General features: G+C 45.6%; 8 protein-coding genes. 2 read left to right on the top strand and 6 right to left on the bottom strand.

The window, feature by feature from the left end; translation table 11 throughout:
- Position 1: 1 nt before the first annotated feature.
- Positions 2–1309 (bottom strand): TolC family outer membrane protein, encoded by a 1308-nt coding sequence (locus OCU35_RS06395; RefSeq protein WP_102334943.1) that lies wholly within the window; start codon positions 1307–1309, stop codon positions 2–4.
- Positions 1310–1583: 274 nt separating this feature from the next.
- On the opposite strand from OCU35_RS06395, the gene OCU35_RS06400 reads away from it, so the two are divergent.
- Positions 1584–7979 carry a VWA domain-containing protein gene (locus OCU35_RS06400; protein ID WP_261825875.1) on the top strand — a complete coding sequence of 2132 codons (6396 nt, stop codon included), beginning with the start codon at positions 1584–1586 and terminating at the stop codon, positions 7977–7979.
- A gap of 38 nt (positions 7980–8017) precedes the next feature.
- Here the strand turns inward: OCU35_RS06400 and OCU35_RS06405 are convergent, their stop codons facing one another.
- Positions 8018–9205, bottom strand: a complete 1188-nt coding sequence (locus OCU35_RS06405) for a class I SAM-dependent methyltransferase (RefSeq protein ID WP_017029011.1) — start codon at positions 9203–9205, stop codon at positions 8018–8020.
- A 128-nt stretch (positions 9206–9333) separates the two neighbouring features.
- On the opposite strand from OCU35_RS06405, the gene yccX reads away from it, so the two are divergent.
- Positions 9334–9606 carry an acylphosphatase gene (gene yccX, locus OCU35_RS06410; RefSeq protein WP_017029010.1) on the top strand — a complete coding sequence of 91 codons (273 nt, stop codon included), beginning with the start codon at positions 9334–9336 and terminating at the stop codon, positions 9604–9606.
- Here the strand turns inward: yccX and OCU35_RS06415 are convergent.
- The 4 genes from OCU35_RS06415 to OCU35_RS06430 form a co-directional block, all read right to left on the bottom strand.
- Entirely contained in the window at positions 9601–9930 is a 330-nt protein-coding gene (locus OCU35_RS06415; RefSeq protein WP_017029009.1) for a TusE/DsrC/DsvC family sulfur relay protein, read from the bottom strand. The two genes, yccX and OCU35_RS06415, sit on opposite strands and share 6 nt — an antisense overlap.
- Positions 9931–10027: 97 nt before the next feature.
- Positions 10028–10690, bottom strand: coding sequence for a Bax inhibitor-1/YccA family protein (locus tag OCU35_RS06420; RefSeq protein WP_017029008.1), 663 nt, complete (start codon positions 10688–10690; stop codon positions 10028–10030).
- A gap of 207 nt (positions 10691–10897) precedes the next feature.
- Positions 10898–11647 (bottom strand): amino acid ABC transporter ATP-binding protein, encoded by a 750-nt coding sequence (locus OCU35_RS06425; RefSeq protein ID WP_017030615.1) that lies wholly within the window; start codon positions 11645–11647, stop codon positions 10898–10900.
- A 16-nt stretch (positions 11648–11663) separates the two neighbouring features.
- Complete coding sequence (locus OCU35_RS06430; RefSeq protein WP_065599385.1) at positions 11664–12761, bottom strand: amino acid ABC transporter permease; 1098 nt, start codon at positions 12759–12761, stop codon at positions 11664–11666.
- Between the last annotated feature and the right edge of the window lies 1 nt (position 12762).

Genomic DNA, 12762 nt, shown 5'->3' on the forward strand with positions numbered 1-12762 from the left:
ATTAGTACTCCACCGCCTCGTTCCACTGTTCAGGAACGTCTACTAACAAAGACTCAAGCAAGGTGCCTGTTGCATTAAGTACGCGGAATTTTGCATATTGCTCAGCATATAAAGCGTCAACGTAACCTTTGCGAGACTCGAACAACTCATTTTCAGTGTTCAACAAATCAAGCAGGGTACGTTTACCAATTTTGTATTGCTTGTCGTAAGCCACAACAGTATCAGAGGCTGCGTCTACATGGTCAGCTAAGAATTCTTTTTGTTGCAGTGTTAAATCCAGTGCACTCCATGATAATCGTAGGCTCTCTTCCACATTGCGGTAGGCTCTGTCTCTAAGGTCCTTTGACTTGTTCATTTGGTAGGCTGCTCTGTCTTTGTTGGCACTATCAACGCCACCATTGAAGAGGTTGTAACGCATTCTCAGTGTTGCGTTCATTTCGTCACGCTGATAATCGACCCCTTCAGCATCATCATAGTAGTTGTAGCCAGCTTCTATGGTGAAGGTAGGTAGGTTTGGACTATTAGACTGCTTGTATTGGAATTTAGCGGCATCGACATCTACTTTAGCTGTCTTAATCACAGGGTGTTTCTCTAGCGCTACATCAATAGCCTCTGACAGGGTAAGAGGTATGGTAGTTTCGTCTGCACGCGGGAACACAAGTCCTTGCGGGCTTTGACCCACTAAGCGAGTAAATTGTGTGTGCGTATCAAACAAGTTGTTCTGAGCCGCTAGTAGGTTGCCGTGAGCTTTCGCAATACGAGCCTCTACTTGGGATAAATCGGCAGTCGAGCCAATCCCCGAATCGGTTCGTTTTTTGATGTCTTTAAAGATCTCTTTGTGAGTAGCAAGGTTGCTCTCAGAAAGAGCCAAAATCTCATAGGCCTTCAGAGCATCGAGATACACCTTGGCGACTTCCAATGAGATATCAGATGCGTCACTGAGGACTTTATACCTAAGCGACTCAGCTTCGGCTGCCGTCCGATCCATATTGTTGAGTGTATTAGAACCATCCCAAATCAACTGAGTAAAGGTCAATGATGCATCTATCGCAGTATAGTCATCGTCTCGGTCGGTTTGGTCGTTTTGATAGTTCTCCCAACCTATACCTGCTGACAGGTCAAGCTTGGGGTAGTATTCACGTACTGCGGCCTTGTTTTCATAAACAAAGGACATGAAGTCGTTGTAAGAGCTCTTAACCGTTGGGTTGGTTTGAAGAGTGTATGAAATGGCTTGCTCTAACGACTGGGCTGAGACTGGATTGCACAGCATTGTAGCTAGAGCGATTGCGCTTAGCTTAATCCTTTTCAAGGTGTACTCCCTAGTATTCCGTTACTTTTTTTTTAACCAAAACTGAAGCCTTCACTTGCTTTCAATACAGCGTTTTGGTCACTAAGTACATAATAGTTAATACAAAACTATTTACAATCTCTTTGTAAGCAAATTGTTTCTTATTGTTAGCACATTTTTCTTAGTTACATTATCGTCACGGTTACTTAAAAATAGTATAAAATTTAAACAGAAGCGAGAAAGATGTATATGTAGATAACAGGCTAGCTAGGAACACTCTAGCCAAGGAGAACACATGGACAGTATCTCATTTGCTCAAGACGTCGTCGCTGGCGACGCGTGGTTGATTGTCGATGCGCAAGGTAACCTAAAAATAGCTCCTCTAGATTATGTCCCCCAAGAGGGTGATGTGATCCTTTCCGTAGGCGAAAACCCGCTAACTGTACCTGAAGATATAGTGACTGAATTGCGAGTGTCTATCGCCCAACAAAACTCCATTCAATCTGTAGACGCACAATCTGGAATTCAAGGTGTTTTAGACTCACTTGAACAGGGCGGCGATCCTACAGCAGAAGATGGCAACGATCCTCAATCTGGAGATGATGAAGGATCGAGCTTGACCGCAACCGGTGCAGTAGAGCGAGATGGCGCGCAAACTATCGCGACTACAGATTTTCAAACAGAAGGTGTCTTTCCCGCTGGCTTTACTCCAGAGCAAAGTGACGCTGTCACTGAGTTTGTCGTTCAAACCGTTGCCCTGCTGGCAGTGAGTACTGTCTCGCTAACGGACAACAACGGAGAAGAGGTGATAAACGGGGAGGGAGAGACCGCCACCATTAAAGGATTCCTTGGTGGAAATAGCGAAACACTTGAATCTCTAATCATCACTGACAGCGAAAATCAACAAATAGAGGTTGATCCCTCTCAGGTTATATTTGATGGAAATGGCAACTATGAAGTTACCGGCATAGATGTCGCTCAATTAGCTGACGGAGTCCTTACCGTTATTGCTTCGGGCAGTGATGGGGATGGAAATCCGGTTTCGGCTACCGATACCGTAGAGAAAGACTTTACCTATGGCGACGATGGTGATGACGAGGGTACAGATATCACTCCACCGTTTGTGTCCCTGACGGATAACACAGAAGGTGAAGATGCAGCTGAGAATGAGATCATCAACGAGAGCGAACAAGCAACCATTACTGGTTACCTAGGTGAAGGGGGTAAAACCCTAGACAGTTTGGTGATCACAGGTCCTGGTGGCGAGCCCATCGATGTTGATCTCGATTTAGTTACGATAGATGAAGATGGCTATTACACAATTGAGAATATCGATGTATCAGGTTTTGACGATGGCATTTTGACGGTCACCGCACAAAGCACTGATGTGGACGGCAACAAAGCGACGGTCACCGATACGGTAGAGAAAGACTTTACCTATGGGGATGGTCCAGACGGCGAAATAGCGGAGCCAACCGTTTCCTTAACGGATAATAACCCGGATGAAGAGGGTAACGACCGAGAAATCATCAACGGTGCAGATTTAGTGGATGGTGAGTTAGTCGGCGAACCGGAAAAAGCGACAGTAACGGGGTATCTTGGAGAGGGTGTTGAAACACTCGACTCGCTCGTTATTACTGATTCAGAGGGCACAGAGATAGTGATTGCTGTGAGTGATGTCACTATCAACCCAGATGGTACGTATGCGGTCAATAATGATGTTGATGTCAGTGGTTTACTTGATGGTGAACTGACGGTCACAGCGCAAAGCACTGATGTGGACGGCAACAAAGCAACGGTGACCGATACGGTAGTCAAAGACTTTACCTACGGCGACGATGGTGAGGATGAAGGCGATGACATTGCACAGCCAAGCGTGTCTTTAACGGATAATAATCCAGACGAAGAAGGTAACGATCGCGAAATCATCAACGGTGCAGATGTGGTGGATGGTGAGCTTGTCGGCGAGCCGGAAAAAGCGACGGTAACGGGGTATCTTGGAGAGGGTGTTGAAACACTCGACTCGCTCGTTATTACTGATTCAGAGGGCACAGAGATAGTGATTGCCGTGAGTGATGTCACTATCAACCCTGATGGTACGTATGCGGTCAATAATGACGTTGATGTCAGTGGTTTACTTGATGGTGAACTGACGGTGACCGCGAAAAGCACGGATGTGGACGGCAACAAAGCGACAGTGACCGATACGGTAATAAAAGACTTTACCTACGGCGACGATGGTGACGACGAAGGTAGTGATATAGCACAACCAACAGTGTCTTTAACCGACAATAATCCAGACGAAGAAGGTAACGATCGCGAAATCATCAACGGTGCAGATTTAGTGGATGGTGAGCTTGTCGGCGAGCCGGAAAAAGCGACGGTAACGGGTTATCTCGGTGAGGGTGTTGAAACACTTGACTCGCTCGTTATTACTGATTCTGAGGGCACAGAGATAGTGATTGCCGTGAGTGATGTCACTATCAACCCTGATGGTACATATGCGGTCAATAATGACATCGATGTCAGTGGCTTACTTGATGGTGAACTGACGGTGACCGCGAAAAGCACCGATGTGGACGGCAACAAAGCAACGGTGACCGATACGGTAGTGAAAGACTTTACCTACGGCGATGATGGTGAGGATGAAGGCGATGACATTGCGCCGCCAAGCGTGTCTTTAACGGATAATAATCCAGACGAAGAAGGTAACGATCGCGAAATCATCAACGGTGCAGATTTGGTGGATGGTCAGCTAGTCGGCGAGCCGGAAAAAGCGACGGTAACGGGGTATCTCGGTGAGGGTGTTGAAACACTCGACTCACTCGTTATTACTGATTCAGAGGGCACAGAGATAGTGATTGCCGTGAGTGATGTCACTATCAACGCTGATGGTACGTATGCGGTCAATAATGATGTTGATGTCAGTGGTTTACTTGACGGTGAACTGACGGTCACAGCGAAAAGCACTGATGTGGACGGCAACAAAGCAACAGTGACCGATACGGTAGTAAAAGACTTTACCTACGGCGACGATGGTGACGACGAAGGCGATGACATTGCACAGCCAAGCGTGTCTTTAACGGATAATAATCCAGACGAAGAAGGGAACGATCGCGAAATCATCAACGGTGCAGATTTGGTGGATGGTCAGCTAGTCGGCGAGCCGGAAAAAGCGACGGTAACGGGGTATCTCGGTGAGGGTGTTGAAACACTCGACTCGCTCGTTATTACTGATTCAGAGGGCACAGAGATAGTGATTGCTGTGAGTGATGTCACTATCAACCCAGATGGTACGTATGCGGTCAATAATGACGTTGATGTCAGTGGTTTACTTGATGGTGAACTGACGGTCACAGCAAAAAGCACGGATGTGGACGGCAACAAAGCAACGGTGACCGATACGGTAGTGAAAGACTTTACCTATGGCGATGATGGTGAGGATGAAGGTAGCGATATAGCACAACCAAGCGTATCTTTAACGGATAATAATCCAGACGAAGAAGGTAACGATCGCGAAATCATCAACGGTGCAGATTTAGTGGATGGTGAGCTTGTCGGCGAGCCGGAAAAAGCGACGGTAACGGGTTATCTCGGTGAGGGTGTTGAAACACTTGACTCGCTCGTTATTACTGATTCTGAGGGCACAGAGATAGTGATTGCCGTGAGTGATGTCACTATCAACGTTGATGGTACGTATGCGGTCAATAATGATGTTGATGTCAGTGGTTTACTTGACGGTGAACTGACGGTCACAGCAAAAAGCACTGATGTGGACGGCAACAAAGCAACAGTGACCGATACGGTAGTCAAAGACTTTACCTACGGCGACGATGGTGACGACGAAGGCGATGACATTGCGCCGCCAAGCGTGTCTTTAACGGATAATAATCCGGACGAAGACGGTAACGACCGAGAAATCATCAACGGTGCAGATTTAGTGGATGGTCAGCTAGTCGGCGAACCGGAAAAAGCGACAGTAACGGGGTATCTTGGAGAGGGTGTTGAAACACTCGACTCGCTCGTTATTACTGATTCAGAGGGCACAGAGATAGTGATTGCTGTGAGTGATGTCACTATCAACCCAGATGGTACGTATGCGGTCAATAATGATGTTGATGTCAGTGGTTTACTTGATGGTGAACTGACGGTCACAGCGCAAAGCACTGATGTGGACGGCAACAAAGCAACGGTGACCGATACGGTAGTCAAAGACTTTACCTACGGCGACGATGGTGAGGATGAAGGCGATGACATTGCACAGCCAAGCGTGTCTTTAACGGATAATAATCCAGACGAAGAAGGTAACGATCGCGAAATCATCAACGGTGCAGATGTGGTGGATGGTGAGCTTGTCGGCGAGCCGGAAAAAGCGACGGTAACGGGGTATCTTGGAGAGGGTGTTGAAACACTCGACTCGCTCGTTATTACTGATTCAGAGGGCACAGAGATAGTGATTGCCGTGAGTGATGTCACTATCAACCCTGATGGTACGTATGCGGTCAATAATGACGTTGATGTCAGTGGTTTACTTGATGGTGAACTGACGGTGACCGCGAAAAGCACGGATGTGGACGGCAACAAAGCGACAGTGACCGATACGGTAATAAAAGACTTTACCTACGGCGACGATGGTGACGACGAAGGTAGTGATATAGCACAACCAACAGTGTCTTTAACCGACAATAATCCAGATGAAGAAGGTAATAATCGCGAAATCATCAATGGTGCGGATGTGGTTGATGGACAACCAGTTGGAGACCCTGAGAAAGCGACCATTACCGGTTACTTAGGCGAAGGGGGTAAAACGTTAGACAGCTTAATTATCTCTGGTCCAGGTGGTGATCCAATTGAGTTCGAAGTCAGTGAAGTAACGGTCGATGATGACGGTTATTACGAAGTTCAAGACATCGATGTATCAGGCTTTGATGACGGAGTATTAACCGTAACAGCAAAAAGCACGGATGTGGACGGCAACAAAGCAACAGTCACCGATACAGTAGTGAAAGACTTCACTTATGGTGATGACGACGATAATGACGATACCATTACGCAGCCAACGGTCTCGTTGACGGATGATATTGGTGAGGAAGAAATTGATGGGACTGAAACCGCAACCATTACCGGCTATATCGGAGAAGGTGGACTCAGTTTAGATTCAGTAGTCATTACTGATGAAAAAGGCGAAACGCTAATAGTAGAGCTAGAAGGTATTACGTTAGTCGATGGCAATTACATAATCACTGGCGTAGATGTGGGTGACTTGAGTAATGGTGAGCTTACAGTGACCGCAAACAGCACGGACATCGATGGTAACAAGGCTTCAGTTACTGATGATGCGTTAAAAGCCGAGTATGCCTTTGTGGAAGAAGGTTCGGGTGATCAGGATATTAACGGTGATGATCGCAATGAAATAATTATTGGTGATACAACAAGTGTTATTGGTGATAAAGGCGAAGACCTGAATATAGTAATACTACTTGATAGATCCGGTAGTATGCGTGGTGATGCTCAGATCGGGACGGCTAAAACCCAGATCATTCAAGCTTTTAACAAGATTGTAGACAGTGCTGTTAAAGACTTTTCTGGTAATGCAAATATTATGTTGGCAGGATTTGCTGGCAGTACATCAATAGCGTTTTCCGTAAATTTAGGAGCAGATGACGAGACGAGAACTATTGATGAAATTAAGGCTGATTTTGCTGCAGCAGTGAATGCCATAGAAGCTGATGGCTCTACAAATTATGCTGAAGCCTTTGACGTTGCAACAGAATGGTTGGAAGACCAAGGCGCGTCTGAATCAAACCCAGGTGTGACCTTATTCATTACGGATGGGCAACCTAACCGCGATGAAGATGAAGATGAAGGTGCCTTTGATTCGTTGGACGATATTTCAAATGTTGTCGCGATAGGGTTGGACCTTAATGACGACGGAAAAACCACTTTAAATACATTCGACAGTGATGGCTCTGCTGAGTTTATCGTCAATGTTGACGGCCTTGCAGAGGCTATTGAAGGCGAGATATTCGAAACACTACCCGGAAAAGACACTATCTCGTCCGATGGTGGTCGAGATATCTTGTTTGGCGATACTATTTCTTTTGATGGTATTGAGGGGCAAGGAGTTGAAGCTCTCAAAAACTACGTCGTTGCTAACTCAGATCAAACCAACGAGACGATAACCACGAAAGATGTCTTTGACTACATCACCGAAAATGCGAACGAGTTTAATATCTCTGCAGATAACCATGAAGGCGACACCTTAGTGGCAGGAGACCAAGATGATATCCTCTACGGACAAGGTGGCAATGACATCTTAGATGGTAGTGGTGGTAACGACCTTTTATTTGGTGGTAGTGGTGACGACACTATGACTGGTGGTACTGGCGCGGATACTTTTGTATGGACCCAATCGGATCTTTCCGAGGATGGTAGTATCGATGTGATTAAAGATTTTTCATTAGTTGAGGGAGATCGTGTCGACTTGAGAGACCTATTCCCGGATGTGAATGAACCGAACGATATTGATGCTTTGATATCAGGTTTTGTAGATACTGTAGAAGGAGATGATAGCAGTTCATCGTTTACCGTTGAGGTGAATGGCAACTCGTTGAGCATTGAATTCGAAGGCGTATCAAGTACAGACTTGATTTCCGATCTACAGCAAATGGTAGTGTTGACAGATGCCTAAAAAAGTAAGCCCTGCTTTGAGCAGGGCTTTTTTGTCGGTTAGATTACCTTAGCCGCGAAGCCCTTCAAGTAAAGCCCCTCTGGATAAGCCGTATCAAATAAATGGTCACTCGCCTGAGTAAATGACTCAACAAACTTCACTTCACGCCCTGCATCAAGTGCAGCATCTGCGATGATTTTCTGGAACAAACCTGACTCCATCAAGCCTGAGCATGAATAAGTGAGTAGCGTGCCACCCGGCTTAAGGATTTGAATGGCCAGCATGTTTAGGTCTTTATATCCTCGCGCGCCACTGTTTAAGTTTTGCTTAGAGCTCACCATCTTAGGTGGGTCCATAATTACCACATCAAACTGTGTACCTTGATCGCGGTATTCACGAAGGATCTTAAATACGTCTGCGTTAAGGAAAACGGCTTTCTTAACGTCAAAGCCATTAATCTCAACATTCTTCTTTGCAATATCAAGAGCTGGCTGTGATACGTCAACATTGATGACTCGCTCAGCGCCGGCCTTCAAAGCATACAAGCCAAAACCGCCTGTGTAAGAGAAGCAGTTGAGAACCTGTTTACCCTTAACATACTTCATCGAATGTTGGCGGCTGTCACGCTGATCAAGATAGAAGCCGGTCTTGTGGCCGGTCTTAATGTCCACCTGAATCTTAACGCCGTTCTCTTCAATCACTACAGGCTCTGTTGGGTCAGTGCCATGTAAAAGGCCTGTGCTCTCTTCTAAGCCTTCTTTCTTACGAACCGCAACATCTGAACGCTCGTAAACAGAACAGCTAGGAAAGCAGTGTACAAGAGCATCTACAATGTTCTGTTTAAGTTTTTCAGCACCCGCACTTAAAAATTGGCACACCATGTAATCTTGGTAGCGGTCAATGGTGACACCCGGCATAGAATCCGATTCTGCAGCAATCAGGCGATAACCCGTAAGCCCACCCTCAGCAATGCATTCGTCACGCAACATTTGCGCTTGCTCGATGCGTTTGATGAAAAACTGAGTGTCAATTTCTTGCTTAGCGAAACTCCAAACACGAGCTCGAATTTGAGAGTGAGGCGAGTAAGCCGCTTTTGCTAGCCATTGTCCATTATGTGCAAACACATCCACAGTATCGCCTAGTTGAGGATCACCTGAAACCGTTTCTATACCTCTAGAAAAGATCCACGGATGGCGACGGCGAACAGATTTATCTCTGCCTTTGGCAAGTTTTATAGATGCACTCATAGGAAATGTAGGTCTCGAAGGAAATTTTGTGACATTGTCGTGTAAGCATCCGCTAAAAGCAAATCAGAAGGGCTTATACTTTTAGATATTCGTATAGGTGAATCTATTTTGGACAATCAGGAGGCGATATGGTGTCGATCTGTAGAAAGTTCTTACTGTCGGGCAGGGTACAAATGGTGGGTTTTCGCTATCACACCGCTCATGAAGGATTAAAGCTGGGTTTGACCGGCTATGCGAAAAATCTCAATGATGGCAATGTAGAAGTGATGGCTTGTGGCTCTGAGTCAGGGGTCGATCAGTTAGGTGAATGGCTCAAACAAGGCCCAAGAACGGCTTCTGTAGAAAGCTGTATTCCATCAGAAGCCGAATTTAAGCACTATTCAGGCTTTAATATCCTATAAGCACTTGGCCGGTTTTGGCAGTCCTGCCAATTTGGTCGCTTGCTTTGCAGGACCTTTTTTGAACAGCTTGAAAAGGTATTTGCTGTTGCCTTTTTCTGGACCGTGCGCTTTCTCCATCGCCTTGACCAGCATTCGAACTGCAGGTGAGGTATTGAACTCTATATAAAAGTTTCGTACAAAATGCACCACCTCAAGGTGTGCCTCTGTCAATTCAATGCCTTCCTCTTCGGCTAAGATAGCGATCATGCCTTCTTCCCAATCCTTAAAGTTGAGTAGGTAGCCTTGCGCGTCGGTTTCTATGCTTTTGCCGTTAAATTCAAACATAGTCTGTTCCTAATTTAGATTCTGTTCATTGAATTATCATTAAAAAACAAAAAGCCCGCAACTAGTGCGGGCTTAACAACTCAGAGATTAATCAAAATTAATCGTTATTCATGATGCCTAGAATGCTTAGCAGGCTGATGAATAGGTTGTAGATAGATACATACAGGCTTACTGTCGCTGAGATGTAGTTGGTCTCACCGCCGCGAACAATCTGCTGTGTTGTTAGCAAGATTACACCAGTAGAGAACATAACGAACATGCCGCTCATTGCTAGGTGAATCATTGGCATTTGTAGGAAGATGTTGGCCACCATACCTACTAGTAGCACTACGAAGCCAGCCATCAAAACGCCACCAAGGAAAGAAAGGTCGCGTTTAGTAGTTAGAGCGTAAGCAGATGCGCCCATGAAGGCCAGTGCTGTACCACCAAGAGCAGTAACTATGGTGTCACCCATGCCTGCACCAATGTACATGTTCAGGATAGGACCCGTTGTGTAGCCCAAAAAGCCTGTGAATAGGAATGTAAACACTAGACCCATGCTGTTGTTACGGTTCTTTTCAGTAAGGTAAAGTAGGCCGTAAAAACCAACCAGCATCAGGATAAGACCTGGGCGAGGTAGGTTCATTGCCATAGAGAAGCCCGCAACGATAGCAGACCAAAGTAGTGTTAGTGATAACAAGAAGTAGGTGTTACGCAAAACCTTGTTGGTTTGCAGCACACTTTCTTGCGTGCGAGTGCGTGATACCATTGGACTGTTCATAGAGTTCCTCAAAGACCTTTAAATAATTAGTATATATATGTGGCGAAAAGTTCCATTTTTCAAGTATGACATTCGCCTGAGCCAACTTGATATTAAGCAAATAGTGTTACCGAGTGAACCGCAAAGTGTAACAAATGGTAATATTGCTAGTTAAAGCAAAGTAAAAAGGGCAGCTTAGCTACCCTTTATTCTACGTGAAAATTGCCGTTAGTGGTGCAGTATTTGCGACAAGAAGTTTTGTGTACGATCCGATTGTGGATTTTCAAAGAAGTCCACTGGGTTGTTTTCTTCAATGATTTCTCCGGCATCCATGAAGATAACCCGATCCGCCACCTCTTTTGCAAAGCCCATTTCGTGCGTTACACACAGCATGGTCATACCTTCATCGGCAAGCTCAACCATTACGTCCAAAACTTCACGTACCATCTCAGGGTCAAGCGCAGACGTTGGCTCATCAAATAGCATGACCTGAGGATTCATGCAAAGAGAGCGAGCGATAGCAACACGTTGCTGCTGACCACCAGAAAGCTGACCTGGGTATTTGTCTGCTTGCTCTGGGATCTTAACGCGCTCTAGATACTTCATCGCCACTTTTTCAGCTTCTTCTTTAGGCATCTTCTTAACCCAAATTGGTGCTAAGGTGCAGTTTTCAAGAACCGTTAGGTGAGGGAAGAGGTTAAAGTGCTGAAAACACATGCCCACTTCTCTACGCACCGCTTCGATGTTTTTTAGATCTTCGGTGAGCTCTGTACCGGATACAAAGATATGCCCTTGCTGATGCTCTTCCAAGCGGTTGATGCAGCGAATCATTGTGGATTTACCAGAGCCCGATGGGCCACAGATAACAATCTTCTCGCCTTTTTTAACCTCAAGGTTGATGTTCTTTAGTACGTGAAACTCACCGTACCACTTATTCATGTCCTTCAATTGGATCATGTAATCTTGTTGTTGCGTCATAATACGTCCTTGATAATTATCGTTTGTGACCGGTGTGAAGTTTGTTCTCTAGCCATATCGAATATCTCGACATGCCGAAACAAAATACCCAGAACACTAACGCGACAAATACATAACTTTCGATAGCAAAACCAAGCCACTCAGGGTCGGTATTTGCAGATTGACCAATACCTAAAACATCAAACATACCAATGATGAGAACTAGACTGGTGTCTTTAAACAAACCAATGAAGGTGTTTACAATCGAAGGAATAGTAATCTTAAGCGCTTGAGGAAGAATGATTAAACGCATTTTCTTCCAATATGTGAGCCCTAACGCATCAGCTGCTTCATATTGTCCCTTTGGAATCGCTTGAAGACCACCACGAATAACCTCAGCCATATAAGCAGCACTAAACAACACCACACCAATCAAGGCTCTAATCAGCTTGTCCGTCTCCATTCCCTCAGATAGGAACAAAGGTAACATGACTGAAGCCATGAATAGTACGGTGATTAGCGGTACGCCACGCCATACTTCGATGTAGATGGTACACATGCTACGAATGATTGGCATCTCAGAGCGGCGACCCAGTGCCAAAACCACGCCTATAGGCAGAGAAACGACGATACCCACGAGTGCGATAATCAGTGTAACTAACAAGCCGCCCCATTTATGCGTATCTACTACCTCTAACCCAAACACACCGCCGTACAGCAAGGCTGCAATGATAAACGGATAGACGTTAACAAAGAACAACCAAATCCACGTTCTCTTCGGTGTTTTTTCATACATTAACGCTGCAACAAATATTGCGAGTGTTGCGTAAAATAGGCGAGGACGCCACAGTTCAGCTTCAGGGTAGAAGCCGTACATAAATTGCTCCCAACGCACACTGATAAACACCCAACATGCGCCTGCGCTGGTGCAGTCATCACGTGTAGTACCTACCCAATCAGCGTTTACAAACGCCCAGCTCAAAACGTTGCTGAAGAGTAAAAAGGCGATATAGCCCAATAGAACCGAAACGATAGAGTTTAAAGGAGAACTGAATAAGTTCTTACGTAACCAACCCACAACACCTACAGAGCTAGAGGGTGGCGGAAGATCAGGTTGAAATTGATGTATGCTCATA

Origin of the sequence: Vibrio breoganii (genome assembly GCF_024346795.1) — a bacterium.
GTDB lineage: Bacteria > Pseudomonadota > Gammaproteobacteria > Enterobacterales > Vibrionaceae > Vibrio > Vibrio breoganii.